28 protein-coding genes are annotated in these 24,908 nt (G+C 70.0%); 21 read left to right on the forward strand and 7 right to left on the reverse strand.

Features of this window, described 5'->3' with window-relative positions:
• Window positions 1–22 precede the first annotated feature (22 nt).
• The 5 genes from uraD to VO99_RS23935 all read left to right on the forward strand — a co-directional run bounded on the left by uraD (window position 23) and on the right by VO99_RS23935 (window position 5,846).
• Window positions 23–1,807, forward strand: a complete 1,785-nt coding sequence (gene uraD, locus VO99_RS23915; RefSeq protein ID WP_046115462.1) for a 2-oxo-4-hydroxy-4-carboxy-5-ureidoimidazoline decarboxylase — start codon at window positions 23–25, stop codon at window positions 1,805–1,807.
• Entirely contained in the window at window positions 1,804–3,027 is a 1,224-nt protein-coding gene (locus tag VO99_RS23920; RefSeq protein ID WP_046115463.1) for a M20 family metallopeptidase, read from the forward strand. The genes uraD and VO99_RS23920 overlap by 4 nt, the downstream gene beginning before the upstream one ends.
• A gap of 164 nt (window positions 3,028–3,191) precedes the next feature.
• Entirely contained in the window at window positions 3,192–4,256 is a 1,065-nt protein-coding gene (locus VO99_RS23925; RefSeq protein WP_046115464.1) for an ABC transporter substrate-binding protein, read from the forward strand.
• 10 nt (window positions 4,257–4,266) lie between these two features.
• Window positions 4,267–5,079 carry an ABC transporter ATP-binding protein gene (locus tag VO99_RS23930; protein WP_046115465.1) on the forward strand — a complete coding sequence of 271 codons (813 nt, stop codon included), beginning with the start codon at window positions 4,267–4,269 and terminating at the stop codon, window positions 5,077–5,079.
• Window positions 5,076–5,846 carry an ABC transporter permease gene (locus VO99_RS23935; protein WP_046115466.1) on the forward strand — a complete coding sequence of 257 codons (771 nt, stop codon included), beginning with the start codon at window positions 5,076–5,078 and terminating at the stop codon, window positions 5,844–5,846. Before VO99_RS23930 ends, VO99_RS23935 begins: the two co-directional genes overlap by 4 nt.
• 174 nt (window positions 5,847–6,020) lie before the next feature.
• Here VO99_RS23935 and VO99_RS23940 read toward each other — a convergent pair whose 3' ends face one another.
• Window positions 6,021–7,025: a formylglycine-generating enzyme family protein gene (locus tag VO99_RS23940; protein ID WP_052736588.1), complete on the reverse strand. Its 1,005-nt coding sequence runs from the start codon at window positions 7,023–7,025 to the stop codon at window positions 6,021–6,023.
• 9 nt (window positions 7,026–7,034) lie between these two features.
• On the opposite strand from VO99_RS23940, the gene gmk reads away from it, so the two are divergent.
• From gmk to VO99_RS23955, 3 genes are all read left to right on the forward strand, one after another.
• Entirely contained in the window at window positions 7,035–7,655 is a 621-nt protein-coding gene (gmk, locus tag VO99_RS23945) for a guanylate kinase (RefSeq protein WP_046115468.1), read from the forward strand.
• 20 nt (window positions 7,656–7,675) lie between these two features.
• A complete protein-coding gene (gene rpoZ / locus VO99_RS23950) occupies window positions 7,676–7,879 on the forward strand; it encodes a DNA-directed RNA polymerase subunit omega (protein WP_046115469.1) in 204 nt (67 codons plus the stop codon).
• Window positions 7,880–7,992: 113 nt separating this feature from the next.
• Window positions 7,993–10,266, forward strand: coding sequence for a RelA/SpoT family protein (locus VO99_RS23955; protein WP_052736589.1), 2,274 nt, complete (start codon window positions 7,993–7,995; stop codon window positions 10,264–10,266).
• Here VO99_RS23955 and greB read toward each other — a convergent pair.
• Window positions 10,263–10,832, reverse strand: a complete 570-nt coding sequence (gene greB, locus VO99_RS23960) for a transcription elongation factor GreB (protein WP_046115471.1) — start codon at window positions 10,830–10,832, stop codon at window positions 10,263–10,265. The two genes, VO99_RS23955 and greB, sit on opposite strands and share 4 nt — an antisense overlap.
• A complete protein-coding gene (locus VO99_RS23965) occupies window positions 10,829–13,000 on the reverse strand; it encodes an AsmA family protein (RefSeq protein WP_046115472.1) in 2,172 nt (723 codons plus the stop codon). Before VO99_RS23965 ends, greB begins: the two co-directional genes overlap by 4 nt.
• Window positions 13,001–13,135: 135 nt before the next feature.
• Between VO99_RS23965 and VO99_RS30985 the strand changes: the two genes are divergently transcribed.
• From VO99_RS30985 to VO99_RS23985, 4 genes are read left to right on the forward strand one after another with little or no spacing between them, the layout of a single operon-like run.
• Window positions 13,136–13,837, forward strand: a complete 702-nt coding sequence (locus VO99_RS30985) for a paraquat-inducible protein A (protein WP_046115473.1) — start codon at window positions 13,136–13,138, stop codon at window positions 13,835–13,837.
• On the forward strand, window positions 13,834–14,568 hold the full coding sequence (locus tag VO99_RS23975; RefSeq protein ID WP_083440892.1) for a paraquat-inducible protein A: 735 nt from the start codon (window positions 13,834–13,836) through the stop codon (window positions 14,566–14,568). The genes VO99_RS30985 and VO99_RS23975 overlap by 4 nt, the downstream gene beginning before the upstream one ends.
• Window positions 14,558–16,267, forward strand: coding sequence for a PqiB family protein (locus VO99_RS23980; protein WP_046115474.1), 1,710 nt, complete (start codon window positions 14,558–14,560; stop codon window positions 16,265–16,267). Before VO99_RS23975 ends, VO99_RS23980 begins: the two co-directional genes overlap by 11 nt.
• Window positions 16,264–16,875, forward strand: a complete 612-nt coding sequence (locus VO99_RS23985) for a PqiC family protein (protein WP_046115475.1) — start codon at window positions 16,264–16,266, stop codon at window positions 16,873–16,875. The genes VO99_RS23980 and VO99_RS23985 overlap by 4 nt, the downstream gene beginning before the upstream one ends.
• Here the strand turns inward: VO99_RS23985 and VO99_RS23990 are convergent.
• Complete coding sequence (locus tag VO99_RS23990; RefSeq protein ID WP_157039750.1) at window positions 16,872–17,570, reverse strand: Crp/Fnr family transcriptional regulator; 699 nt, start codon at window positions 17,568–17,570, stop codon at window positions 16,872–16,874. The two genes, VO99_RS23985 and VO99_RS23990, sit on opposite strands and share 4 nt — an antisense overlap.
• Before the next feature lie 138 nt (window positions 17,571–17,708).
• Between VO99_RS23990 and VO99_RS23995 the strand changes: the two genes are divergently transcribed.
• Both VO99_RS23995 and VO99_RS24000 read left to right on the forward strand, forming a co-directional pair.
• Window positions 17,709–18,113 (forward strand): BLUF domain-containing protein, encoded by a 405-nt coding sequence (locus VO99_RS23995; protein WP_198157042.1) that lies wholly within the window; start codon window positions 17,709–17,711, stop codon window positions 18,111–18,113.
• Window positions 18,114–18,165: 52 nt separating this feature from the next.
• Window positions 18,166–18,588, forward strand: a complete 423-nt coding sequence (locus VO99_RS24000) for a DUF2177 family protein (protein WP_046115477.1) — start codon at window positions 18,166–18,168, stop codon at window positions 18,586–18,588.
• A 22-nt stretch (window positions 18,589–18,610) separates the two neighbouring features.
• Here VO99_RS24000 and VO99_RS24005 read toward each other — a convergent pair whose 3' ends face one another.
• The gene (locus tag VO99_RS24005; RefSeq protein WP_157039751.1) at window positions 18,611–19,114 is read right to left on the reverse strand and encodes a hypothetical protein; all 504 of its coding nucleotides are present in this window, start codon (window positions 19,112–19,114) and stop codon (window positions 18,611–18,613) included.
• Window positions 19,115–19,126: 12 nt separating this feature from the next.
• Entirely contained in the window at window positions 19,127–19,681 is a 555-nt protein-coding gene (locus tag VO99_RS24010) for a hypothetical protein (protein WP_046115479.1), read from the reverse strand.
• Between the two features lie 317 nt (window positions 19,682–19,998).
• Between VO99_RS24010 and VO99_RS24015 the strand changes: the two genes are divergently transcribed.
• The gene (locus VO99_RS24015; RefSeq protein WP_310733672.1) at window positions 19,999–20,508 is read left to right on the forward strand and encodes a response regulator; all 510 of its coding nucleotides are present in this window, start codon (window positions 19,999–20,001) and stop codon (window positions 20,506–20,508) included.
• Between the two features lie 47 nt (window positions 20,509–20,555).
• On the opposite strand, the gene VO99_RS24020 is transcribed toward VO99_RS24015, so the two are convergent.
• Window positions 20,556–21,188, reverse strand: coding sequence for a response regulator (locus tag VO99_RS24020; protein ID WP_046115480.1), 633 nt, complete (start codon window positions 21,186–21,188; stop codon window positions 20,556–20,558).
• A gap of 47 nt (window positions 21,189–21,235) precedes the next feature.
• Between VO99_RS24020 and VO99_RS24025 the strand changes: the two genes are divergently transcribed.
• From VO99_RS24025 to VO99_RS24050, 6 genes are all read left to right on the forward strand, one after another.
• Complete coding sequence (locus VO99_RS24025) at window positions 21,236–22,609, forward strand: CHASE3 domain-containing protein (RefSeq protein ID WP_046115481.1); 1,374 nt, start codon at window positions 21,236–21,238, stop codon at window positions 22,607–22,609.
• Between the two features lie 143 nt (window positions 22,610–22,752).
• Window positions 22,753–22,917: a DUF1328 domain-containing protein gene (locus VO99_RS29770; protein ID WP_046115482.1), complete on the forward strand. Its 165-nt coding sequence runs from the start codon at window positions 22,753–22,755 to the stop codon at window positions 22,915–22,917.
• Window positions 22,918–23,010: 93 nt separating this feature from the next.
• Window positions 23,011–23,397 (forward strand): hypothetical protein, encoded by a 387-nt coding sequence (locus VO99_RS24035; RefSeq protein ID WP_046115483.1) that lies wholly within the window; start codon window positions 23,011–23,013, stop codon window positions 23,395–23,397.
• 126 nt (window positions 23,398–23,523) lie between these two features.
• Window positions 23,524–23,907 carry a hypothetical protein gene (locus tag VO99_RS24040; protein WP_046115484.1) on the forward strand — a complete coding sequence of 128 codons (384 nt, stop codon included), beginning with the start codon at window positions 23,524–23,526 and terminating at the stop codon, window positions 23,905–23,907.
• Window positions 23,904–24,476, forward strand: a complete 573-nt coding sequence (locus VO99_RS24045; protein ID WP_046115485.1) for a hypothetical protein — start codon at window positions 23,904–23,906, stop codon at window positions 24,474–24,476. Before VO99_RS24040 ends, VO99_RS24045 begins: the two co-directional genes overlap by 4 nt.
• 238 nt (window positions 24,477–24,714) lie before the next feature.
• A complete protein-coding gene (locus VO99_RS24050; protein WP_046115486.1) occupies window positions 24,715–24,897 on the forward strand; it encodes a DUF1328 domain-containing protein in 183 nt (60 codons plus the stop codon).
• The last annotated feature ends 11 nt before the right edge of the window (window positions 24,898–24,908 follow it).

Here is a 24,908-nt window from a genome sequence, read left to right on the forward strand (position 1 = left end):
CCTGCCCTTGAAGGAAGTACCGATGCTCAGTTTGTTCACCCTCAACGAGGCCTCGCAGGCCGAATTCGTGGCGCTGCTCGACGGCGTGTACGAACACTCGCCCTGGATCGCCGAAGCCGCCTTCGAGCGCAAGCCGGCTGGCGGCTTCGCCAGCCTCGCGCAGCTCAAGCTCGCGCTGGCCCAGGTGGTGACCGACGCCACGCAGGACCAGCAGCTGGCCCTGGTGCGCGCCCACCCCGAGCTGGCCGGCAAGGCCATGGTCAGCAAGACGCTGACCGCCGAATCCACCAACGAGCAGGGCAAGGCCGGCCTGACCGATTGCACGCCGGCCGAGTTCGACAAGATCCAGCAGCTGAATGCGGCCTACAACGCCCGCTTCGGCTTCCCGTTCGTGATGGCGGTGCGCGGCCCGCGCGGCCTGGGCCTGCACCGCAGCGAGATCATCGCCACCTTCGAGCGCCGGCTGGGCCACCCCGCCGACTACGAGCTGGCCGAGGCGCTGCGCAACATCCACCGCATCGCCGAGATCCGGCTGAACGACAAGTTCGGCGCCGAGCCCACGCTGGGCAACCAGGTGTGGGACTGGGCCGAGGCGCTGGCCGTGCACAGCGACCCGGGGTATGCCGAGCAGGGCCAGCTCACCGTCACCTACCTGACCGACGCCCACCTGGCCTGTGCGCGGCAGCTGCAGTCGTGGATGCTGGAATGCGGCTTCGACGAGGTGCAGATCGATGCGGTGGGCAACGTGGTGGGCGTGTACCACGGCGCCGATCCGTCGGCCCGCCGGCTGCTGACCGGCAGCCACTACGACACCGTGCGCAACGGCGGCAAGTACGACGGCCGCCTGGGCATCCTGGTGCCGATGGCCTGCGTGCGGGAGCTGCACCGCGCCGGCCGCCGGCTGCCCTACGGCTTCGAGGTCATCGGCTTTGCGGAGGAAGAAGGCCAGCGCTACAAGGCCACCTTCCTCGGCTCGGGCGCGGTGATCGGCCAGTTCGACCACCGCTGGCTGGACCAGGCGGACGCCGACGGCATGACGATGCGCGAGGCGATGGCCCAGGCCGGGCTGGACCCGGCGAAGATCCCCGCGCTGCGGCGCGACCCCGCGCGCTACCTCGGCTTCGTGGAAGTGCACATCGAGCAGGGCCCGGTGCTCAACGAGCTGGGCCTGCCGCTGGGCATCGTCACTTCCATCAACGGCAGCGTGCGCTTGCTGTGCGAGATCACCGGCATGGCCAGCCATGCCGGCACCACGCCGATGAACCGCCGGCGCGATGCCGCCGCGGCCGCGGCCGAGGTCATCCTGTACCTGGAAGAGCGGGCGTCCAGCGTGGCCGACCTGGTGGGCACCGTGGGCATGCTGCAGGTGCCGGCCGGCTCGATCAACGTGGTGCCGGGCCGTTGCCAGTTCAGCCTGGACATCCGCGCCACCACCGACGAGGTGCGCGACGAATGCGCAGCCGACGTGCTGGCCGAGATCACGGCCATCTGCGAGCGCCGCGGTGTCTCGTTCAAGGCCGAGGAAACGATGCGCGCCGCCGCGGCGCCCAGCGATGCCGGCTGGCAGCAGCGCTGGGAGCGTGCGGTGGAGTCGCTGGCGCTGCCGATCTTCCGCATGCCCAGCGGCGCCGGGCATGACGCGATGAAGCTGCACGAGGTGATGCCGCAGGCCATGCTGTTCCTGCGCGGCTTGAATGCCGGCATCAGCCACAACCCGCTGGAAAGCATCACCAACGACGACACCGAACTCTGCGTGCAGGCCTTCCAGCGCCTGCTCGACCATCTTGCGACGGAACTCCAAGCATGAACGCCTACCAACGACTCGACGCCTGGATCGACGCCCACTTCGACGAGGAAGTGAAGACGCTGCAGGCCCTGGTGCAGGTGCCCACCGACACCCCGCCCGGCAACAACGCGCCACATGCCGAGCGCACCGCCGCGCTGCTGGAAGGCCTTGGCTGGGCACCCGAGAAACATGCCGTGCCGGCCGAGGCGGTGAAGGACTACGGCCTGGAATCGATCACCAACCTGATCGTGCGCCGCAAGTACGGCGAGGGCCGCACCATCGCGCTGAATGCCCACGGCGACGTGGTGCCGCCGGGTGAAGGCTGGACCCACCCGCCCTATGGCGCCGAGGTGGTGGACGGCAAGCTGTACGGCCGTGCCGCGGCGGTGAGCAAGAGCGACTTCGCCAGCTACATCTTCGCGGTGCGCGCGCTGGAATCGCTGGGCGCGCCGCTGAAGGGCGGCGTGGAGCTGCATTTCACCTACGACGAGGAATTCGGCGGCGAGCTGGGCCCCGGCTGGCTGCTGCAGCAGGGCCTGACGAAGCCCGACCTGCTGATCGCCGCCGGCTTCAGCTACCAGGTGGTGACGGCGCACAACGGCTGCCTGCAGATGGAGGTGACGGTGCACGGCAAGATGGCGCATGCGGCCATCCCCGACACCGGCGTCGATGCGCTGCAGGGTGCCGTCGCCATCCTGAACGCGCTGTATGCCCAGAACCAGTTGTATAGGCAAGTGACGTCCAAGGTGGAGGGCATCACCCATCCGTACCTGAACGTCGGCCGCATCGAGGGCGGCACCAACACCAACGTGGTGCCGGGCAAGGTGGTGCTCAAGCTCGACCGCCGCATGATCCCGGAAGAGAACCCGGTGGAAGTGGAAGCCGAGGTGCGCCGCGTGATCGCCGAGGCCGCGGCGGGCCAGCCCGGCATCACGGTGGACATCAAGCGGCTGCTGTTGGCCAACTCGATGAAGCCGCTGCCCGGCAACCAGCCGCTGGTGGAGGCCATCCAGAGACACGGGCGCGAGGTGTTCGGGCAGGAGATCCCCACTTCCGGCACCCCGCTGTACACCGACGTGCGGCTGTATGTGGAGCGGGGCATCCCCGCCGTGATCTACGGCGCCGGCCCACGCACCGTTTTGGAGAGCAATGCCAAGCGGGCCGACGAGCACCTGGTGCTGGAGGACCTGCGCAAGGCCACCAAGGTGGTGGCCCGCACCCTGTTCGACCTGCTGGGCTGATCCGCCCTCCCCAGGGAAACACACGCGGCGCACCAGCGGCGGGCAGGTAGTCCCCGCATGGTGCGCCGCATTGTTTTGGTGCATCCTGCGCCCGGCTGCGGCGTGCATGGAACTTGCAAACGGCTTGTATACAACCCGCAAGCCGCTTTTTGGAGTTCCTTCCCATGTCCTTCGTCGTTCCCGTGTTCGCCCGCGCCCGCCGCCGCCTGCTGCTCAGCGCCACCGTCGCCACCGTCGCGTTGATGGCCATGGGCCCGGCCCGCGCGCAGGAAACCAGCATCAAGTTCCAGCTCGACTGGCGCTTCGAAGGCCCGGCCGCGCTGTTCCTGGTGCCGGCCGCCAAGGGCTACTTCAAGGCCGAGAAGCTCAACGTCGCCATCGACGCCGGCAACGGCTCGGGCGGCACCGTCACGCGCGTGGCCTCGGGCACCTACGACATGGGCTTCGCCGACCTGGCCGCGCTGATGGAGTTCCACGCCAACAACCCCACCGCACCCAACAAGCCGGTGGCGGTGATGATGGTCTACAACAACACGCCGGCCGCGGTGCTGGCGCTCAAGAAGAGCGGCATCAAGACCCCCGCAGACCTCAGCGGCAAGAAGCTGGGCGCTCCGGTGTTCGACGCCGGCCGCCGGGCCTGGCCCATCTTCGCCCAGGCCAACAAGGTGTCCAACGTCACCTGGACGGCCATGGACCCGCCCCTGCGCGAAACCATGCTGGTGCGCGGCGACATCGACGCCATCACCGGCTTTTCCTTCACCTCGCTGCTGAACCTGGAAGCCCGCGGCGTGAAGACCGAGGACGTGGTGGTGCTGCCCTATCCGCAGTACGGCGTGAAGCTGTACGGCAACGTGGTCATCGCCAGCGAGGAATTCCTGAAGAAGAACCCGGAGCAGGTGAAGGCCTTCCTGCGCGCCTTCACCAAGGGCGTGAAGGACGTGATCGCCGACCCCAAGGCCGCCATCGCCACCGTGAAGGAGCGCGACGGCATCATCAACGCCGACCTGGAAACCCGCCGCCTGAAGCTGGCGCTGGAGCAGACGGTGCTGACCGCCGATGCGCGCGCCGAAGGCTTCGGCGCCATCGACCCGGCCCGCCTGACGCTGATGGCCAGCCAGGTGTCCGACGCCTTCGCCACCAAGCAGCGCGTCAACGCCACCGCCGTGTGGAATGGCGACTACCTGCCCGCGGCGGCCGACCGCAACATCTTCGCAGCGGGCAAGAAGTAAGGCCGCCGACATGACCGCTTTCGTGGATTTTCACGAGGTCTGGCTGGCCTACAACGAGGAGTTGGAAGCCGCCGGGCAGTACGCCGTCGAGGACATCAACCTGAAGGTCAACGAGGGCGAGTTCATCGCCATCGTCGGCCCTTCGGGCTGCGGCAAGAGCACCTTCATGAAGCTGGCCACCGGCCTGCGCCGGCCGACCAAGGGCACGGTGATCATCGGCGGCCAGGAGGTCAAGGGCCCGCTGAAGATCACCGGCATGAGCTTCCAGGCGCCCAGCCTGCTGCCCTGGCGCACCACGCTGTCCAACGTGATGCTGCCGCTGGAGATCGTGGAGCCCTATCGCTCCAGCTTCCGCGCCAAGAAGGCCGAGTACACCGAGAAGGCGCGTGCGCTGCTCAGGAGCGTGGGCCTGGGCGGCTACGAGGACAAGTTCCCCTGGCAACTTTCCGGCGGCATGCAGCAGCGGGCGGCCATCTGCCGCGCCCTGGTGCACGAGCCCAAGATGCTGCTGCTCGACGAGCCCTTCGGCGCGCTGGATGCCTTCACGCGCGAGGAGCTGTGGTGCGCGCTGCGCGACCTGCAGGCTGCGCAGAAGTTCAACGTCATCCTGGTGACGCATGACCTGCGCGAAAGCGTGTTCCTGGCCGACACGGTGTACGTGATGAGCAAGAGCCCCGGCCGCTTCGTCGTGCGGCGCGAGATCGAGCTGCCGCGCCCACGCGACCTGGAAGTGACCTACTCGCCCGAGTTCACCGCCATCGTGCATGAGCTGCGCGGCTACATCGGCGCGATGCGCAAGACCGGCGCGGAGGTGGCGCAATGAAGAAGAACCGCTTGCTCTACCGCGCCGCGCCCACGCTGCTGGCCGTGGCGGTGGTGCTGGTGTGGCAGATCGTGTGCAGCGGCTTCAACGTCAGCGAGTTCATCTTCCCCAGCCCGCTGCGCATCGCCGAGCAGTCGTGGGAGCACCGCACGGTGATCCTCGGCCACGCCTGGCACACCTTCTGGGTGACGGTGGTGGGCTTCGCCATCGCCATCGTGGTGGGGGTGCTGCTGGGCTTCCTGATGGGCAGCTCCAAGCTGGCGTACGACGCGATGTACCCGCTGATGACCGGCTTCAACGCGCTGCCCAAGGCGGCGTTCGTGCCCATCCTGGTGGTGTGGTTCGGCATCGGCGTGGGCCCGGCCATCCTCACCGCCTTCCTCATCTCGTTCTTCCCGATCATGGTGAACATCGCGACCGGGCTGGCCACGCTGGAGCCCGAGCTGGAAGACGTGCTGCGGGTGCTGGGCGCCAAGCGCTGGGACGTGCTGATGAAGGTGGGCCTGCCGCGCTCCATGCCGTATTTCTACGGCTCGCTCAAGGTGGCAATCACGCTGGCCTTCGTGGGCACCACCGTCAGCGAGATGACGGCCAGCAACGAAGGCATCGGCTACCTGCTCATCAGCGCCGGCAGCTCGATGCAGATGGGCCTCGCGTTTTCCGGCCTGCTGGCCGTGGGCGTGATGGCGATGGCCATGTACGAGCTGTTTTCGGTGATCGAGAAGCGCACCACCGCCTGGGCTCACCGCGGCTCGCAGAATCACTGAGAACCTGTGAACGAACCACTCACGCCCGCTCGACGCGCCCTGACGACCCGGCTCGTCGTTGCAAATGCTCGCCATAGCCCGAGCTATGGCTGCGCTTTGCGCCTAGATCCAGGCCGCCCTGTCGCGCCGCTCGGTCGCGACCGGTTCATTCACAGGTTCTGAGCCCGCGGGCCGTCAGTCGGCCACGTCGCGCACCAGGCGCATGCCCACGAGCGTGTAGCGCGTGGCCACGCTGTTCCAGTTGCGGTAGCTGCAGCGGGCATAGAACGGCCAGCTGTGCCAGGAGCCGCCGCGGCGCACCTTCACCTCGCCGTCCGGCGGCCCGGTGGGATCGTCGCGCGGCGACTCGGCGTAGTAACGCTCGCCGTACCAGTCGGCCGTCCATTCCCACACGTTGCCGTGCATGTCGTGCAGGCCGAAGGCATTCGGCGCGAAGCGGCCCACTGGCGCGGTGAAGGCGAAGCCGTCGTGCCAGGGCGCCGCCTGCGGCACCCAGTCGGGCCAGCGCTCGCGCCATGGCGGCAGCGCGTCGGCATCGAACAGGTTGGCCGCGCCCCGCAGGTTGGCCGGGTCGTCGCCGTTGCCATAGCGGCCACGGCTGCCGGCGCGGCAGGCGTATTCCCATTCGGCCTCGGTGGGCAGGCGGTAGCGTCGCTGCTCGGTGCGGCTGAGCCACTGTGCCAGCGCCATCGCATCGCCCCAGGTGATGTTGACCACCGGGTCGTCCTCGGTCTGCGGGAAGCCGGGGTCGCGCCAGGAGTAGCGCGGCGAGCGGCCCTCGAACGCATCGCCGCGCGCGCTGCCGGCCGGGTCGTAGGCCGCGCTGTAGCCATAGCCGCCGCTGCCGTCGGCCACCGATTCCGGCACATGGCCCGACAGCGCCAGGAAACGCCGCCACTGGCCCACCGTCACCTCGTGGCGTCCCATCTCGAAGGGCCGGGTGATGCGCACCACATGCACCGGCGCCTCGTCGTCCAGCAGGCCGAAGCGCCGGGCCGGCAGCTGCGGATAGCTGCGCGCCAGGGACTCGGCCGGCTCGTCGCTGCCCATGCGGAATTCACCGGCCGGCAAGCGCACGAACTGCATGCCCAGGCTGTTGGTCGCCGCGGGCAGCGGCCCGGCGCAGCCGCCCAGCCCCGCCACCGCGCCGGCGGCGAGGACACACGCCGCTGCTACCATCCTGCGCCCATGGAAACGCCTGGCAATCTCTTCGTCGTCGCCGCCCCCAGTGGCGCTGGCAAATCCAGCCTCGTGAAGGCGCTGCTCGAGCTCGATTCGCACCTGGCGGTATCGGTCTCGCACACCACCCGCGCGCCGCGCGGCCAGGAGCAGCAGGGCCGGGAATACGTGTTCACCGACGAGGCCACCTTCCGCGACATGATCGACCGCGGCGACTTCTTCGAATGGGCGCTGGTGCATGGCAACCTCTACGGTACGTCTCGATCGGCGATCGAGGACCGCCTGAACCGCGGGGAGGACGTGGTGCTGGAGATCGACTGGCAGGGCGCCCTGCAGATCAAGCAGCTGTTCGTGCACGCGGTGCTGATCTTCATCCTGCCACCGAGCTGGAACGAACTGCAACAGCGGCTGCAGCGCCGCGGCGAGGACCAGCCCGAGGTGATCGCCCAGCGCATGGCCAATGCCCGCACCGAGGTGGCCCAGGCCCGCCACTTCGACTTCGTTATAATCAATGCCCTCTTCGAGACGGCGCTTTTCGACCTGAAGACGGTCGTTCATTCGCAGCGCCTCAAGTACGCCGCCCAGCGGCGTAACAAATCCCAGGTCTTTGCCGCGCTGGACCTGATCTGACAACACACCAGGACTACGCCATGGCCCGCATCACCGTCGAAGACTGCCTGAACAAGATCCCGAACCGCTTCCAGCTGGTGCTGGCCGCCACCTACCGGGCACGCATGCTGAGCCAGGGCCACACCCCGCGCATCGAGAGCAAGAACAAGCCGGGCGTCACCGCCCTGCGCGAGATCGCCGCCGGCGAGATCGGCCTCGAAATGCTGCGCAAGGTGCCGGTGTAAGCGGCCTCGGCCACCACGCACAGCGGGCGCCTCGGCGCCCGTTTTCCTTGGTGGGCCTGGAATAAAGCCACCGCCGGCCGGGCGGCGCCGACAGTCCTGCTAGATTCGGTGCCATGGGGATTCGATCGTTCGCCGCCGAACTGTTGCCAAGCGCGCTGGTTGCCGCGCGCACTGCTGCGCAACGCACGGCCGAACCGCAGGAGGCCGCTTCGTTCGCGGCCCTGCTGGACAAGCTGGGCTACCTGCCCAAGACCGACGTCAAGGTCATCCGCGAGGCCTACAAGTTTGCCGACGAGGCCCACCTCGGGCAGTTCCGGGCCACCGGGCAGCCGTACATCACGCATCCGATTGCGGTGGCCGGCCTGGTGGCCGACTGGAAGCTGGATGCGCAGGCCATCATGGCCGCGCTGCTGCACGACACCATCGAAGACTGCGGCGTCACCAAGCCGCAGCTGATCGAGCACTTTGGTGCCGCCACCGCCGACCTGGTGGACGGCCTGACCAAGCTGGACAAGCTCCACTTCAGCACCCGCGAGGAATCGCAGGCGGAAAGCTTCCGCAAGATGCTGCTGGCGATGGCGCGCGACGTGCGCGTGATCCTGGTCAAGCTGGCCGACCGGCTGCACAACATGCGCACGATGACGGGCATGGCGCCCGAGAAGCGCGCACGCATCGCCCGCGAGACGCTGGAGATCTACGCGCCCATCGCCCACCGCCTGGGCCTGAACCGCGCCTACCGGGAGCTGCAGGAGCTGTCGTTCCAGTTCCTGCACCCGTGGCGGCATGCGGCGCTGATGAAGGCGGTGCAGCGCTCGCGCGGCTACCGGCGGGACATCGTCGACCGCGTGCAGCGCGAGGTGGAGAAGGCCTTCGCCCATGCCAAGGTGAAGGTGCAGGTCTCCGGGCGCGAGAAGACCGTGTACTCGATCTACCGCAAGATGACCGAGAAGCACACGTCGTTCGCCCAGGTGAGCGACCTGTTCGGCTTCCGCATCGTGGTGCCCACGCTCTCCGACTGCTACCTGTCGCTGGGTGTGCTGCACCAGCTGTACAAGCCGGTGCCGGGCCGCTTCAAGGACTACATCGCCATCCCCAAGGCCAACGGCTACCAGAGCCTGCACACCACGCTGGTGAGCCCGCTGGGCACGGCGGTGGAGTTCCAGATCCGCACCGAGCCGATGCACGCAGTGGCCGAGAGCGGCATCGCGGCGCACTGGATGTACAAGACCAAGGACGTGCACCAGCCCGAGGAAGCGCAGCGCCTGGGCGCGCTGTGGCTGAAGTCGCTGCTCGACATCCAGGACGAGAACAACGACTCGGCCGAGTTCCTGGAGCACGTGAAGATCGACCTCATCCCCGATGCGGTCTACGTCTTCACGCCCAAGTCGAAGATCCTGGCGCTGCCGCGCGGCGCCACCGCGGTGGACTTCGCCTACGCCATCCACTCCGACGTGGGCGACCATTGCGTGGCCGCCAGCGTCAACGGCGAGCCGGTGGCCCTGCGCACCGAGCTCAAGAGCGGCGACGTGGTGGAGGTGGTGACGGCGCCCGGCGCGCGGCCCAACCCGGCCTGGCTGAACTTCGTGCGCACCGGCCGTGCGCGCAGCAAGATCCGCCACTACCTGAAGAACATGGAGCACGAGGAATCGCGCGCCCTGGGCGAGAAGCTGCTGGCGCAGGCGCTGCGCGCCGAGGGCATGCTGATGCCCTCCTACGATCCCTCCGACACCAATGCCACCGCCACCTGGCAGCAGCTCACCCGCTGGAGCGGCAACCGCACCCGAGACGAGCTGATGACCGACATCGGCCTGGGCAAGAAGATCGCCAACATCGTGGCCAAGCGCCTGGCGCACAACATGGTGGAGCGCGGCGCGCGGCCCGATGCGGTCACGCTGTCCATGGGCCGCTACGCGGTGGACGACAGCGTGCCCAGCCAGGGCATGGTGATGATCGACGGCACCGAAGGCGCCTCGGTGCAGCTGGCGGCCTGCTGCAGGCCGATCCCGGGCGATGCCATCGTCGGCTACCTGGGCCGCGGCGAAGGCCTGACGGTGCACACCGCCGAATGCAGCATCGGCAAGCGGCTGCACGAGCGCGACCCCGAGCATTTCCTGCGCGTGGGCTGGGCCGAGGAGCTGAGCCGGCCGTTCGACACCGTCGTCAGCCTGCTGCTGGAAAACGGCAAGGGCGTGCTGGCGCGGGTGGCGCAGTCGGTCAACAGCGCCGAGGCCGACATCACCCACATCGACATGGACGACCAGCTGGACGGCCAGACCGCCGAGATGCGGCTGACGCTGTCGGTGCGCGACCGGCTGCACCTGGCCGACGTGCTGCGGGTGCTCAAGCGCGCACCCGCCGTGCTGCGGGTCGCGCGGGTCAAGCCCTAGCCCGCTCCGTCGGGGGCCGGGTAGGTCACCGCCACCACCTCCAGCGTCTCCAGCCCGCCGGGCGTCATCAGCGTGACCTCGTCGCCCTCGCGCGACTTGAGCAGCGCGCGGGCGATGGGCGAGATCCAGCTCACCTCGCCGGCCAGGTTGTCCACCTCGTCGATGCCCTTGATGGTGATGGTGCGTTCCTCGCCCTTGGCGTTGGCATAGGTGACGGTGGCGCCGAAGAACACCTGGTCGCTGCCGTGGTGGGCCGAGGGATCGGCCACCTCGGCCACGTCCAGCCGCTTGGTGAGGAAGCGGATGCGGCGATCGATCTCGCGCAGCCGCTTCTTGCCGTACAGGTAGTCACCGTTCTCCGAGCGGTCGCCGTTCTTGGCCGCCCAGGAGACGATCTCCACGATCTTCGGCCGCTCGTCGTCGATCAGGCCCAGCAGCTCCGCCCGCAGGCGCTGGTAGCCGGCGGGCGTCATGTAGTTCTTGCTGCCCGCGGGCAGGGGCGGCAGGCCGCCCAGCTCGTCGTCGTCGTCCTCGCGGTCGGTCTCTTTGGTGAACGCCTTGTTCATGGCCGCGATTTTGCGGCCTTCGCGGGGGCGGCCTTGGCCGGGTCGGACTGCTGCACCAGCGCCTGGCAGTTGTCCTCCTTGTCGCCGCTGCCCGGGTCCAGCAGCGGCAGCAGCGCGGCCAGCGGGCCGGCCACCGCGGCCAGCGCCGCGCCGGCGGCCACCCGCGCGGCGATCGGGCCGGGCGCCACGCCGACGTCGGGCGAGGAAAAGCTGCCGGTCAGCAGCAGGGGCGAGCGCAGGGTGGCGAAGCTGAAGTCCTTGGGCTTGGTCTCGCTGCGCAGGTCCAGCAGCTCGTTCTTCAGGTCGATGGTGCCGCTCAGGGTCACCGTGCTGTCGCGGGTGTCGAGCACCGCCACGCTGGGCGTGAGCACGCCCTGCTTCGCATCCATGGCCACCACCGCGCAGTTCAGCGGCAGGCTGGCATCCCCCTTGACGAACACGCCCAGCGCCTGCGCCACGTCGATGCCCAGCGCTTCCACGATCAGGTGCGACAGCGTGCCGTTGCGCACCACGGCGCGGGCACTGCCGTCCAGCGTGCTCAGCAGCTGCGCGGTGCTGTTGCCCTGGCCGCGCAGCTTGATCTCGGCCTGCAGCTCGCCGGTGATGTAGGCGGTGACGGGCTCGTCGCCGCTGCGGGCGGCCTCGCGCTCCCGCTTGAGCTTGGTGGCGCTACTGCGGGCGTTGACGTCGGAGGTGTCCTTGCGCGCGCCCTTGAGCCAGCCGGCCAGGTCCACGCCGCGCAGGCGCAGGTCGGTGTCCCAGCGCGGCGGCTTGGCATTGCTGTCCAGCCCGGTGGAGCCCGTGACGCTGCCGCCGGCGGTGGTGGCCTGCAGCTCGGTGATGCGCAGCACGCCGCCGTCCAGCACGATGCGGCCGGCCAGCGGGCGCAGCGTTTCCACCGCGCTGGTGTTGAGGTTCAGCTCGTCCAGCGCCACGCGCACGTCGGCATCCATCGCCTTCAGCGAAGGCAGGTCGAAGCTGCGGTCGGGGATCACGCGCGGGCCGCCGTTGCGGGTGTTGGGCGGCGGCGTGGAAGGCTTGCCGTCGGCGCCGACCGCGGGGGCCAGGTCGGCCAGGTCCAGCCGCCTGCCGGCCAGCGTGCCGGTGAGCTTGGGCGTGCCGGGCTGCGGGTCGTAGGCGAATTCGCCACGCAGCGCGCTCTTGCCGATGGTGGCGCTGGCCACCGCCACATGCCACACCGGATCGGTATGCCGCAAGGTGCCGCGCAGGTTGAAGGGCGGCGTGGTGGGCAGGGTGACGTTCAGGGCCTCGCCCACCGCCCCGAGCGAGGGGCCGCTCAGGCGCACCTCGCCTTCGATGCCGCGTGCGCCCAGCGGGTCGTGCACCACGCCGTCATAGGCCAGGCGGGCGCGGCCGATCAGCGCCTCCACCTTGACCTGCAGCGGCGCGGGCTGGTCCTCGTCCAGCAGCGGCAGCACCTGTGGCGAACGTGCTTCCACCTTGATGGGCATGCCACGGTAGGTGCCCTGCGCATCGGCCACCAGGCCGAAGTCGCCTTGCGCCGCGGCGTCGCCGGCCGGTGCCGAGGCCGCCGGCTGGCCGGCCCGCGGCGCGCTCTCGTTCATGCGCGCGTGCGCTTCCACCTTCACCTGGCTGACCGCGTCGTCCACATGGATGGCGGCCTCGCGCAGGCGCACCCGCTCCACCTTGGGCGGATCGCGTTCGGTCTTGGGCTCGTTCGGGTCGGTCTTGAACTGCCAGCTCGCCTGGCCGTCCTTGGTGCGCAGCACATGGGCTTCCAGCCGGTCGGCCTGCAGCGCGACGATGCGCAGCGCCTCGCCCTTGCGGAAGGCATTGATGTCGCCCCAGCGCCAACGCAGCAGCACCGACTGCGCATCCACCAGGAAGGGCGCCTGGCTGCCCGGCGCCGCGGCCACCCACAAGCTGCCGGCGCTGGCCTGCGGCGGGCGCAGCAGGTGCAGCCGGAAGGGTGCGCCCACGCGCACCGGCACGCCCAGGCTGTCGCTAGCATAACGCTCGATGGGGCCGCGCAGGTAGCGCCAGCCCAGGAGCTCCGACACCAGCACGAAGGCCAGCAGCACGGCCAGCACGATGCGGATCCAGCGCAGCACCGGATGGCGCTTGCGCCGGGCCCGCGCGGCATCTGCGGCCGGTGCGGAAGAGGAAGTCGGGGTGCTGGCAGCCATGCTTCCGATTGTGGGAAGCGGCGCCTGGCGGGTCGGTCGTACCGCGCCCACAAGCACCGTCGGACAGCACCTACACTGCCCAGCCGCTGGCCCGTGCATCATGCGTGGTCCGGGTCCACCACCGTCGCGCGTCCCTTGTCCTCTCCTGCCCTGCCTGCCGCCACCGATGCGCCGCGCGATGCCGCGGGCGGCCTGCTGGCCGGCTGCGAACTGTGCGACGCGCTGAACCGCGTGCAGCCCGGCCAGCCCGCCACCTGCTGGCGCTGCGGCTCGCCGCTGCACACGCTGCACCACGGCGGCAGCGCCGAATCGGCGGCGCGGCTGTCGGGCGTGGTGGCGCTGCTGGTGGCCGCCTGGGTGTGCATCGTGGCCACGCACATCGAGCCGATGGTCTCGCTGGCGCTGCGCGGGCTGGAGAGCTCGGTCACGCTCAGCGGCGCCTCCCTGGTGCTGTGGCAGCAGGGCCGGCTGGCGCTGTCGACGGCGCTGTTCATCACCACCGTGGTGGCACCGGCCACCGAGATGGGCGCCATGCTGCTGGTGGCCGCGGCGCTGTGGTGGCGCGCCCGCACGGGCAGCCGGGCCGGCCCGCCGCCGCGCTGGCTGCCGCCGGTGCTTCACCTGTGGCAGGGCATGCGCGACTGGAACATGACCGAGATCCTGGTGCTGGGCATGGCGGTGGCGCTCGTCAAGCTGGGGCAGCTGGCCACGCTGATCGTCGGCCCCGGCCTGGTGGCGCTGATGGCCTTCCTGGCGCTGCGGCTGGCCGCGCTGCGCCTGCTGTCGCCGGTGGATGCGTGGGCCCTGCTGGACCCGCGCGAGGTGCCGGTGCGATGAGGCCCTGGCGCCGCCCTCCGCTGGCCCCGCATGCGCAGCCGGCATCCGCTGCCGTGCCGGCCGCCGAAGGCCCCACGCTGGCGGCCTGCGGGCTGCGCCAGTGCCCGGCCTGCCAGCTGCTGCTGACCGCCGGCGACGGCCGCCCCGCACGCTGCCCGCGCTGCGAAGCCCAGCTGCGCGGCCCGCTGCGGCGCAGCGTGGCCACCACCACCGCCCTGTTGCTGGCCGCCGCGGTGCTGTACGTGCCGTCCAACACGCTGCCCATCATGGTCACGCGCTCGGCCGTGGGCGAGCGCGGCGACACCATCCTGTCGGGCATCGCCGCGCTGGCGCAGGCCGGCTCCTGGGTGCTGGCGGCCATCGTCTTCGTGGCCAGCGTGATGGTGCCGCTGCTCAAGCTCAGCGTGCTGAGCTACCTGGTGCTGGCGGTGCACCTGGGCTGGCAGCGCGGCCGCACCCACCGCACCACGCTGTACCGGCTGATCGAGACGGTGGGCCGCTGGTCGATGCTGGACGTGTTCGTGGTGGGCATGCTGGCCGCCCTGGTGCAGCTGGGCCCGGCCGCGCAGGTCTCGGCCGGGCCGGGCGTGGTGGCCTTCGGCACCGTGGTGTGGCTGACGATGTGGGCCACGCAGAGCTTCGATCCGCGGCTGCTGTGGCAGCCTCCCGCCGCCGCGGGCCTTCCCCCTTCCCCCGAACGAACCGAGGTCCGGCAGCCCGATGCAGCCTGATGAATCCCCCGACACGCCGGCCCGCCCGCCGGCCGCGCCGCTGCCCGCCAGCATCCCCGACGCGGTGCCCGCGCCGCGGCGCCGCTGGTCGATGGCGCAGGCCATCTGGCTGGTGCCGCTGGTGGCGGTGCTGGCCGTGGGCTGGCTGGCCGCCAGCGAATGGCTGCAGCGCGGCCCCAGCATCACCATCCGATTTGCCACCGGCGAAGGCATCGAGGCCGGCAAGACCCGCATCAAGTACCGCAACGTGGACGTGGGCCAGGTCAGCGCGGTGCGGCTGGCGCCCGACTTGAAGGGCGTGCTGGTCACCGCCCAGATGGAGCGCAATGCCGCGCCGCTGCTGGTGGACGACACCCGCTTCTGGGTGGTGCGTGCGCGGGTGGCCGGCGGCGAGGTGTCGGGCCTGACCACGCTGCTGTCGGGTGCCTACATCGGGGTGGACGGCGGCAAGAGCGAAGAAACCCGCCGCAGCTTCACCGGCCTGGAAACGCAGCCGGTGGTGTCGGTGGACGAGGCCGGTAAGGAATTCGTGCTGCAGGCCAGCAGCCTGGGTTCGCTGGAGATCGGCTCGGCGGTGTACTTCCGCCGGGTGCGCGTGGGGCAGGTGCTGTCGGCCGACCTCTCGCCCGACGGCCAGGGCCTGCGGCTGCGGGTGTTCGTGCGGGCGCCCTACGACCGCTTCGTCAGCAGCAATGCGCGCTTCTGGCATGCCAGCGGGGTGGACGTGTCCTTCGACGCCAGCACCGGCCTGCGGCTGCGCACCGAATCGCTGCTGTCGGTGCTGGTGGGCGGCGTGGCCTTCGAGACGCCGGCCGAACTGGACGCCAGCACGCCGGCCGAGGCGGGCACCACCTTCAACCTGTTCGAAGGCCAGGCGGCGGCGCTGCGCCGCGGCGCGGCCCAGGTGCTGGAATACACCGCGGTGTTCACCGACAGCGTGCGCGGCCTGGCGGTGGGCGCGCCGGTGGAGTTCAAGGGCTTCGTGATCGGCGAGGTGGCCTCGCTGGGCATCCGCTTCGACCGCGAAGGCGGCGGCTTCGCCTTCCCGGTGAAGCTGCACATCTACCGCGACACCGCCGCCACCGTGGCCGCGCGCGAGGCCACCGCCCGCCGCACCGACGACGGCAACGGCGCGCGCTTCCCGATCGAGCGGCTGCTGTCGGGCCGCTCGGTGGACCGCGGCCTGCGTGCGCAGCTGCGCAGCGCCAACCTGCTGACCGGCCAGCGCTACGTGGCGATCGACTTCTTCCCCGAGCACCGCGGCGAGAAGGTGGCCGGCCTGAGCGAAGGCCAGCGCGAGATTCCGACGGTGCAGGACGCCTTCGGCGAGCTGCAGGCGCAGGTGGCCCGCATCGCCAAGCGGCTGGAGGAAGTGCCGTTCGAGAAGCTGGCCGGCGACATGAGCAAGGCGCTGGTGGGCATCGAAGGCGCAGCCCGCAGCGTGGAGACGACCATGGGCGGCCTGCAGGGCGAGGTGGTGCCCAGCGTGCGCCAGACGCTGGACGAGGTGCGCGGTGCGGTGAAGGACGTGCGCGGCCTGCTGGCCCAGGATGCACCGCTGCCGCAGGACGTTCGCGGCGCGATGCAGGACCTCTCCCGTGCGGCCGATGCCATCCGACAGCTGGCCGACACCCTGGAGCGCCAGCCCGAATCCCTGTTGCGCGGCAAGCGCGAGACTGAACTGGAGCCCGCCCGATGAAGCCGCTGCGCGCCACCCTCCTGTCGGCAGCCGTGCTGCTGTCCGCCTGCGCCAGCTCGCCGCCTCCCGCCTGGCACAGCCTGCTGCCGGAGGCGGCTTCGGCCGGTGCGGCCACCGACCTGCCGGCGGCCGCGGCCGGCCCCAGCATCAGCATCGGCCGCATCTCGGTGCCCGAGGCGGTCGACCGCTCGCCGCTGGTGGTGGCGCAGGGCAGCGGGCTGGCGGTGCTGGACGGGCAGCGCTGGGTCGAGCCGGTGAAGGCCCAGCTGCCGCGGGCGATGGCCCTGCTGCTGGCCGAACGCCTGCCCGGCGCCACCGTCACCGCCTGGCCGGCCGCTGGCGTGGCGCAGCCGGACTGGCGCCTCAGCGCCGACGTGCAGCGCTTCGACCTGGCTGGCACGCCCGCGCGCGCGCAGCTGCGCGTGGTGTGGACGCTGCGGGCCGCCGGCACCGAGGCCGCACCGCCGCCGCGGGTGTTCGACACCACGGTGGCAGCCGAAGGCGGCTCGGAGGCCGCCCTGGTGGCCGCCATGCGCACCGCCGTGGCCCGCTGGGCCGACGCGGTGGCCCAGGCGGCCGGCGGCACCGCCGCCGCGGCGGGGCGCTAGATCAGCGGCCGGCGCGGCACCGGCTGCTCGTAGTAGTCGGCCAGCCGGCCCAGCGCATGCACGTCGGGCAGGTACAGCCAGCCCTCGTCCACCGCGAACAGGCCCTGCCGGTAAAGGCGGCGCAGCGTCTTGTTGGTATGCACCAGCGACAGGCCCACCGCATCGGCGATGTGCTGCTGGTTGATCGGCCAGGGCACCCGCCCTTCGCGCGCCATGCCCAGCGACACCGCCCGCTTGTACAGGTGCAGCATCAGCGTGGCGATGCGCTCGGCCGCGCTGCGCCGGCCGACGGTCAGCAGGTTCTCGTCGACGAGGCTCTCCTCGTGCGCGGCCAACCAGGTGATGTCGTAGGCCAGCTTGGGAAAGCGGCTGTACAGCGTCCACAGCTTGTCGGCGTCGAAGCGGCACAGCTCCACGTCGGTGATGGCCTCCACCCCGTGCGGCGAGACCTCGTGGCTCTGGTCCTGCAGGCCGATCAGGTCGCCGGGCAGCATGAAGTTGAGGATCTGCCGCCGCCCGTCGGACAGCGACTTGAAGCGGAAGGCCCAGCCCGAGAACAGCGTGCTCAGCGTGGCCGGCTGGCCCTGCCACACGATGGGCTGGCCGGCCGCCACCGCCAGGTGCGATTCCTTGAAGCTCTGCAGGAAGGCCAGCTCGTCCGCGGTGTTGGGCTTGAAGGCGTCCATCCGCCGCATGGGGCATGCCACGCAAGGCGGGCCGGGGTAGGTATGTCGCTGGAACTGCGGAATCAGCATGGTGGATGTCATTTGACATGGCGGCGGCCAGGTCCGGCGGTTAGCCTGCCGCTCCATCGAAGTGTGACAAGAGGCAGAGTGACCGCACCAACACTGTACGAAGTGCTCTACACCAGCGAACTGGAACCGGCGGTCGAGGTCTCGGCCATCGCCGGCATCGTCCGTCGCGCGCGGGTGTGGAACGCCGCCCACGGTATCACCGGCGTGCTCGTCTTCGACGGCGGCCGCTTCTGCCAGTACCTGGAAGGCCCGGCCGCCGAAGTGCATGCGCTGGCCCTGCGCATCGCCGCCGATGCGCGCCACACCGGCTTCCGCCGCCTGCATGCGGCCACGCGCGTGGGCACGCGCCGGCTGGAAGGCCATCCGATGAGCTATGGCCTGGCCTACGAGGAAGCCGAGATCGACGCCGTGCTGCAGCTGGCCGGCGCGGCCGCCGCCGACCGCCTGATGGACATGCTGCCGCGGCTGGAACTGGAGCCCTGAGGCGTTACTCTCACCCGCGCTGCCGGCGCTGCTGCCGGCCCGGAGCGCGCGAATGCCTGTTTTCCTGATCGCCTACCTGGGCGCCCTGCTCGGCCTGCTGGTGCTGGACGCCGTGTGGCTGGGCGTGGTGATGGGGCCGGTGTACACGGCCGCGCTGGGCGAGCTGCTGCTGCCCGAGCCCCGCTGGGGCGCGGCCGCGGTGTTCTACCTGGCCTATCCGGTGGGCATCGTGGTGTTTGCGGTGCTGCCGGCGTGGCGGGAAGCAGCCCCGCGGCGCGCGCTGGCGCTGGGCGCCTTGTACGGCGCGCTGGCCTATGCCACCTACGACCTCACCAACCTGGCCACGCTCAAGGGCTGGCCGCTGCACATCGTGGTGATCGACATCGCCTGGGGCGCGGTGCTCAGCGCCGCGGCGGCCGCCAGCGGCCTGTGGGCGCTGCGGCGCTTCTGCGGCCCGCGGCCGCTGCCCGCCTGAAGCGCCGCGCCCCGGGCCGCCTTCAACCGACGGGCGTGCCCACCGGATCGGCGGCCTCGTCCTCCGGCGGCTGGCCGCGCGAACGCAGGCGCTTCCAGGTCTCGCGCGCGGCCTCGTGGGCGGCGCGGTACTGGGCGGCCAGCGCGGGGCCGTCGCCGCCTTGCAGCTGCGGCCACAGCTGGTCCCGCTGGTGCGCGGCCAGCTGCAGCGTGGCCTGCCGCAGCTGGTCCACCAGCTGGTCGCGCTGCGGGCCGCTCAGGTCGCTGGCGGCGGCGCGGGCGGCCAGCCATTCGCAGCTGGCCAGCGCGTCGCTGTCCTCCGGCCGGCGTTCGCCAGGCTGCGGCAGCGCCGGGAACAGCGCCTGCCGCACCGCCACCGAATAGGCATGCATCTCCAGCGCCAGCTGCTCGGCGATGGCCTGGGCTTCGGCGGCGGCATCGGCCCGGCCGGCCACCACGCCATAGGTGTCCAGCAGCCGGGCCAGCCGCGCCTCGTCGGCGGCCACGCTGTCCAGCACGGGAGACATGGAGGCGGTCACTCAGCTCTTGCCGAAACGCGCCTTGGCGCTGCCGATGCACTGCGACTTGGCATCGCCGGCCAGGGCGTCGCACTTCTCCGCGGCAGCCTCGTAGTTGGCCTCGCGCTTGTCGTCGGCGGCCTCGCGGCGGGCTTCGCCGCCGGCCCGCGCGGCCTTGGCATCGGCCTCGGCGCTGGTGCGCGCGGCCTTGGCTTCCTTCAGGCACACGTCCTTGTCGTTGCCGGCCTTGTCCTCGCAGCGTTCCTCGGCCACCTCGTAGGCGGCCTCGGCCTTCACCAGGGCCAGCTTCTCGGCGTCCTTGGCGCTGCCGGTGCGGCGGTATTCCAGCTCGGCCTTGGCCACCTTTTCCTTGGCCTCGGCCTCTTCCTCGCAGATGTCCTCGGCGTTGCCGGAGAGCGCGTCGCAGCGGGCTTTGTCGGCCTTGTAGTCCGCCTCGATGCGGTCCTTGGCGGCGCGGTACTCCGCCGCGGGAATCTTGTCGGCCGCGCTCACGCCGCCACACAGGGCCAGCACGCCGGCCATGCACACGCTCTTCAGCATCAAGGTCTTGTTCATGTCTTGTTCTCCTTCAAGGCCCGCAGCGGGTGCCGCAGGGCTGGCGAAAGTATCTGGAGCGCCCGCCGCAGGCCCCAGCGGACTGCGCCCTGATGCACCGTAGTTCACGTCCTACCGGCCGGCGCGGGCAAGGCGATGTCCGACATGGGCTCGGGCAGGAAGCCGATGGCAGCGAGAGCCTGGCAGGCGCCCAATGTGCTCCATACGTCCCGCCTCGCCAGCCTGGTTCCTACGGTCGTGCGCTCCTGTAGGAATCGTCTGACGCTTCGCCTTGCGGGTGGCTGTTAGAGTTTTGCGAGCGCGCCGGGACTTTGATCGTGTCTTTGAATATTGGTAGCCATCACCCACCGGCGAAGAACAAGCCAGCCACGCCGCCGCAGGCCGTCGCTGGCGGTGCCCAGATGCCGCAGCATTCGATGGTGAATCTGAAGACCTACATCGTCGAAGACAGTCCGGTCATTCGCGAAAACCTGATCGCCACGCTCGAGGAGATGGTGCCGCTGGAAGTGGTAGGCACCGCCGAGGACGAATCGAGCGCCGTCTACTGGCTCAGCCACCACGCGCAGCAATGCGACCTGGTCATCATCGACATCTTCCTCAAGGGCGGCTCCGGCCTGGGCGTGTTGCGTTCCACCGTGAATGCACGCGGGCGCTGCAAGCTGGTCGTGTTCAGCAACTACGCCACGCCGGACATGCGGCGCAAGTGCCTGGAACTGGGCGCGGACAAGGTGTTCGACAAGTCGAACGAGATCGATGCGTTGATCAACTATTGCGAGCGCCTGGCTGCCGGCGGCAGCGGCGACACGCACCACGGCGACCTCATCTGAGGCCGCTCGCGGCGGGCCTTGCACCCGCCGCCCTGCCACGCCGCAGGCTACTGGATGAGCCCGTTCTTCAGGGCGTAGTACGTCAGGTCGCTGTTGGAGGAGAGGTTCATCTTCTCCATCACGCGCGAACGGTAGGTGCTCACCGTCTTCACGCTCAGCGACATGCTGTCGGCCATGTGGCCGATGGTCTCTCCCTTGGCCAGCCGCAGGAACACCTGGAACTCCCGCTCGGACAGCGTCTCGTGCGGCGCCTTGTCGCCCGCGCCCGAGAGGCCGTCGGCCAGCAGCTGCGCCACGCCCGAGGTGATGTACTTGCGGCCACGGTACACGGTGCGGATGGCGGTGACGATCTCTTCCGGATCGCATTCCTTGTTGAGGTAGCCGCTGGCACCCTGCTTGAGCAGCGTGGTGGCGTAGTGCTCCTCCGGAAAGCCGCTCAGGATGAGCACCGGCAGGTCGGGCGCACGGGCCTTGATGGCCGCAAGCGCATCGACGCCGCTCTGGTCAGGCATGGACAAGTCCATGACCAGCACATCCACTTCCCCTTTGCGCACCAGGTCCAGCGCTTCCCGGCCGTTGGAGGCTTCGCCCGTCACGCGAAGGTCCACCTGCTCGGAGAAAAACTGCTTGAGACCGGAGCGCACAATGGCATGGTCATCCACGATGGCGATTCTGATCATGCTCGATACAACCCCAACGAACGTCTGATATACGAAGGCAAGTGTAGATGCAAGCCGCGGCCCTGAACATCCTGGCGCGGGTCAAGCGCAGTCCCTTCCTCTTTCCGTTGGCGTTGGTCGCCGGCATGGCGATGGTGCTGATCACCGAGACGGCCTATGTTCAGGCCACCGGCACGCTGGATGACCTGGGCCGCACCGCCCGTGCGCGCGAGCACCTGCAGACGCTGCTGCGACGTACCGTGGATGCCGAGAGCGGCCAGCGCGGCTTCCTGCTGACCGGGCGCGAGCAGTACCTGGACCCCTACCGTGCGGCACTGAATGAAATCCATGCGTCGCAGCGCTTCCTGAGCGACTATTACGGCGCGATGCCGGACCACGCCGGTCTGATGACCCGCATGAACAAGGCCCTGGATGCCAAGCTGTCGGAACTGGCCACGGTGATGACGCTCTACCGCGAAGGGAGACACGATGCCTGGCGCAACCTGCTGCTGCTGGACATCGGACGAGAAAAGATGGCCGAGATCAGAAACCTGTCGGAAGACCTGTTGAGCGTGGAGTCGCGTCGCGTGGAAAGCGGACGTCGCGGCATCTACGACACCTTGCTGCTGCACCGCATCGGCGTGGGTGCGATGAGCGCCGTGAGCCTGCTGGCGCTGTTCATGTACCTGCGACAGACGCGCGCGCTGGAAGCCGAGCAGGAGGAGCGCCAGCAGGCCATGGCCCGCCAGCGCGACGAGCTGGAGCGCGAGGTGGTGGAGCGCACCCGGCAGCTCACCGAGCTGGCGCAGCACCTGCAGACCGCACGCGAGGACGAGCGCAGCCGCCTGGCGCGCGAGCTGCACGACGAGCTGGGCGCACTGCTCACCGCGGCCAAGCTGGACGCCGCGCGCATCAAGTCGCGCCTGGGTGGCAACTCGCCCGAGGCCTCCGAGCGGCTGGCCCACCTGAGCGAGACGCTCAACAGCGGCATCGCGCTCAAGCGCCGCATCATCGAGGACCTGCGGCCTTCCACACTGAGCAACTTCGGCCTGGTGCCCGCGCTGGAGATCCTGGCGCGCGAGTTCGGCGAGCGCAGCCAGATCGAGGTGTTCAACCGCATGTCGCCGGTGTCGCTCAAGCCGGCCGACGAGCTCACCGCCTACCGGCTGGTGCAGGAGGCCTTCACCAACATCGCCAAGCATGCGCAGGCCAGCCGCGTGGAGCTGACGCTGGAGGAGCATGAAGGCATGGTGCAGGTGGCGGTGCGCGACAACGGCGTGGGCTTCGACACCGGTGGCAAGACCCGCTCGGCCCATGGCCTGCTGGGCATGCGCTACCGGGTGGAGGCCGCGGGCGGCGAGCTGAGCATCGTCTCCACGCCCGGGCTGGGCACGCAGGTGCTGGCCCTGCTGCCGATGAAGCCGGCGGGCGCGACCGCCTGAGACTTCGCCGCCTGTGGGCCTTGTCCTACAGCGCGCGAACAGGTCCACCGACAGCGCAGCGGCCCGCCCTCTCATGGGCGGCGCCGGGCCCTCGCCTTACGCTGTATCCATCCCAGCCCCCACCAAGAGAACAGGAGAGCCCCATGCTGCATTACGCCGTCGTCTTCTTCGTCATCGCGCTGGTGGCAGCGCTCTTTGGCTTCGGTGGCATCGCTGCCGGCGCCGCAGGCATCGCCAAGATCCTGTTCTTCGTGTTCGTGATCCTGGCCGTTGCCAGCTTCATCATGGGTGCGATCCGCAAGGGTTGACGCACCGTTGTCAGCCGTTAACCTAGCAGGCCACCGCATGCAGTCTCGACGGTTGATTTTTCTTCCCCTCTGAACCGAAAGAAAGGATCCACCATGGTTTCCACCACGTCTGCAGCCCCGGCCAAGAGCGCGAACGACGTTGCCGACCAGGCCGCCCGGTCTGCCGACAGCGCGATCCGTTCCACCCAGCGCCTGGCCAACGAGTCGCTGGACCAGCTCTCCGACAAGATCCACGAGCTGCGCGACACCGCGGTGCCGGCGATCAACCGCCTGGCCAGCGAAGCCGAGACGCTGGCGCGCCGCGGCCTGGACACGATGCGTGAGCGCAGCGCCCAGATCCGCGACCGCGCGGTGCGCGTGTCGGACAACACCGTCGGCTACATCAAGGACGAGCCGGTCAAGTCCATGCTGATCGCCGCCGCCACCGGTGCGGCGCTGATGGCGCTGGTGTCGCTGCTGAGCCGTTCGCGCGACGACTGATCCACCCGGGCGCCCGGGCCCTGCAGTGCGCTGCAGGTCCGGGCGCTGTCACGAGTGCACCCCGATGAAGCGGTACGGGGCTGCAAGCCGGCAAGCCCCTTCCCTTCCCCCTTTTTCCAGCCGCCCATGTTCCACGCGATATTCCGCCTCATCACCTCGCAGCCGGAGTTGCTGGCCGAGCATGCCGAAGGCTATGCCGACCTCATCGCGCAGCAGATGCAGGCCGCCAGTGCCCGCTGGAAGCGCAGCCTGGTGCTGGGCACCGTGGGCGCCGTCTCGGGCCTGGTGATGCTGATGCTGGCGGGCATGGCGCTGATGCTGTGGGCGGTGACCCCCGACGCCGCGATGCGCGCGCCGTGGCTGCTGGTCGTGGTGCCCGCGGTGCCGGCGGTGGTGGCCATCGGCTGCTGGTCTGCCTTGAGCAGCCAGGCCAAGGGCAGCGGTTTTGCCACGCTGCGCGAGCAGCTGGCCGCCGATGCCGCGATGCTGCGTGAAGTGAGCGCGTCATGAGCGGCCTGGCCCCCGATCCTTTCGACCAGCAGGCCGCGGGCCAGGAGCCGCCGCTGCCGCCCGCGGGTGAACCGCTGCCGGTGCTGTCGCCGGCCGAACGGCTGGCCATCTCGCGAGCCCGCATGCGTGGCTTCCTGATGGAGCGCACCGCGGCCGGCCGCCGCCGTCGCGCCACGGTGGGCGATGCGTCGGCGCTGCCGGGCATCGACCTGCTCATGGCCAAGCTGCAGGAGCATCCCATGGCCGCGGCCGTGGTGGATGCGGTGACCAACTGGTGGAAGAGCCATCCGGTGCATGCCTTCGGCGTGATCCTCGGCTCGGCCGCGCGGGATGCGGCCGGCCCGCTGGTACGGCGCCATCCGGTCGCGGCCGTGGCCGCGGCGGTGGTGGGCGGCGCGCTGCTGCTGCGCATGCGGCCGTGGCGGTTGGTGCTGAAGTCGGCCCTCTTCGCCGGGCTGGCTTCGCAAGTGGCCTCGCGGCTGGTCTCGGCGGTGCCGCTGGACACGGTGATGGCCGCCCTGATGAAGTTCACCGGCGGCAAGCCCGCCAACGGCGGTCCGCCGCCCTGACAGGACCCCAACGTCCATCGCTCGAAGTGCATCTCTCCCTCCTCCCTCAGCACTTCGGAACCCCAGCGATGGACTTTTCCAGGCGCGCTTCGGCGCGCTTTTTTTTGGCCTGCAGCCAGGCGTTTCAAACGTAACACCACACGCGGCCCCGTCCTACAGCGGGAGGGCCCGCCTTCCGATTCGTTGCGCAAGGCCTGAAACCTAGAGTCACCTCATCGCACAGCAGGAGGGACACACGATGTTGAAGTGGGCACTGATCTTCGCGGTCATCTCGTTGGTGGCCGGCGTGCTCGGCTTCAGCGGCGTGGCGGCCGGCGCCGCGGGCATCGCCAAGGTGCTGTTCGTGGTGTTCCTGGTGATGTTCATCGTGGTCGTGGCCCTGGCACTGCTGGGCATCGGCGCGGTGAAGAAGAAGCTCTAACCGTCCGACCC

The sequence above is a fragment of the Aquincola tertiaricarbonis genome, assembly GCF_000969605.1.
GTDB classification, from domain to species: domain Bacteria; phylum Pseudomonadota; class Gammaproteobacteria; order Burkholderiales; family Burkholderiaceae_C; genus Aquincola; species Aquincola tertiaricarbonis.

What these genes read in the sequence shown, in the direction of transcription:
- VO99_RS24010 (WP_046115479.1), bottom strand. Translation starts at nt 19,681, where the DNA reads ATGAACAAGACCTTGATGCTGAAGAGCGTGTGCATGGCCGGCGTGCTG.
- VO99_RS24025 (WP_046115481.1), top strand. Translation starts at nt 21,236, where the DNA reads ATGCAAGCCGCGGCCCTGAACATCCTGGCGCGGGTCAAGCGCAGTCCC.
- VO99_RS24005 (WP_157039751.1), bottom strand. Translation starts at nt 19,114, where the DNA reads ATGTCTCCCGTGCTGGACAGCGTGGCCGCCGACGAGGCGCGGCTGGCC.
- gmk (WP_046115468.1), top strand. Translation starts at nt 7,035, where the DNA reads ATGGAAACGCCTGGCAATCTCTTCGTCGTCGCCGCCCCCAGTGGCGCT.
- VO99_RS24035 (WP_046115483.1), top strand. Translation starts at nt 23,011, where the DNA reads ATGGTTTCCACCACGTCTGCAGCCCCGGCCAAGAGCGCGAACGACGTT.
- VO99_RS23940 (WP_052736588.1), bottom strand. Translation starts at nt 7,025, where the DNA reads ATGGTAGCAGCGGCGTGTGTCCTCGCCGCCGGCGCGGTGGCGGGGCTG.
- VO99_RS23990 (WP_157039750.1), bottom strand. Translation starts at nt 17,570, where the DNA reads ATGCGGCGGATGGACGCCTTCAAGCCCAACACCGCGGACGAGCTGGCC.
- VO99_RS24000 (WP_046115477.1), top strand. Translation starts at nt 18,166, where the DNA reads ATGCCTGTTTTCCTGATCGCCTACCTGGGCGCCCTGCTCGGCCTGCTG.
- VO99_RS23935 (WP_046115466.1), top strand. Translation starts at nt 5,076, where the DNA reads ATGAAGAAGAACCGCTTGCTCTACCGCGCCGCGCCCACGCTGCTGGCC.
- VO99_RS23930 (WP_046115465.1), top strand. Translation starts at nt 4,267, where the DNA reads ATGACCGCTTTCGTGGATTTTCACGAGGTCTGGCTGGCCTACAACGAG.
- uraD (WP_046115462.1), top strand. Translation starts at nt 23, where the DNA reads ATGCTCAGTTTGTTCACCCTCAACGAGGCCTCGCAGGCCGAATTCGTG.
- VO99_RS24050 (WP_046115486.1), top strand. Translation starts at nt 24,715, where the DNA reads ATGTTGAAGTGGGCACTGATCTTCGCGGTCATCTCGTTGGTGGCCGGC.
- VO99_RS24045 (WP_046115485.1), top strand. Translation starts at nt 23,904, where the DNA reads ATGAGCGGCCTGGCCCCCGATCCTTTCGACCAGCAGGCCGCGGGCCAG.
- VO99_RS24040 (WP_046115484.1), top strand. Translation starts at nt 23,524, where the DNA reads ATGTTCCACGCGATATTCCGCCTCATCACCTCGCAGCCGGAGTTGCTG.
- VO99_RS24020 (WP_046115480.1), bottom strand. Translation starts at nt 21,188, where the DNA reads ATGATCAGAATCGCCATCGTGGATGACCATGCCATTGTGCGCTCCGGT.
- rpoZ (WP_046115469.1), top strand. Translation starts at nt 7,676, where the DNA reads ATGGCCCGCATCACCGTCGAAGACTGCCTGAACAAGATCCCGAACCGC.
- VO99_RS23985 (WP_046115475.1), top strand. Translation starts at nt 16,264, where the DNA reads ATGAAGCCGCTGCGCGCCACCCTCCTGTCGGCAGCCGTGCTGCTGTCC.
- VO99_RS23955 (WP_052736589.1), top strand. Translation starts at nt 7,993, where the DNA reads ATGGGGATTCGATCGTTCGCCGCCGAACTGTTGCCAAGCGCGCTGGTT.
- VO99_RS23965 (WP_046115472.1), bottom strand. Translation starts at nt 13,000, where the DNA reads ATGGCTGCCAGCACCCCGACTTCCTCTTCCGCACCGGCCGCAGATGCC.
- VO99_RS23980 (WP_046115474.1), top strand. Translation starts at nt 14,558, where the DNA reads ATGCAGCCTGATGAATCCCCCGACACGCCGGCCCGCCCGCCGGCCGCG.
- VO99_RS23925 (WP_046115464.1), top strand. Translation starts at nt 3,192, where the DNA reads ATGTCCTTCGTCGTTCCCGTGTTCGCCCGCGCCCGCCGCCGCCTGCTG.
- greB (WP_046115471.1), bottom strand. Translation starts at nt 10,832, where the DNA reads ATGAACAAGGCGTTCACCAAAGAGACCGACCGCGAGGACGACGACGAC.
- VO99_RS23920 (WP_046115463.1), top strand. Translation starts at nt 1,804, where the DNA reads ATGAACGCCTACCAACGACTCGACGCCTGGATCGACGCCCACTTCGAC.
- VO99_RS29770 (WP_046115482.1), top strand. Translation starts at nt 22,753, where the DNA reads ATGCTGCATTACGCCGTCGTCTTCTTCGTCATCGCGCTGGTGGCAGCG.
- VO99_RS23975 (WP_083440892.1), top strand. Translation starts at nt 13,834, where the DNA reads ATGAGGCCCTGGCGCCGCCCTCCGCTGGCCCCGCATGCGCAGCCGGCA.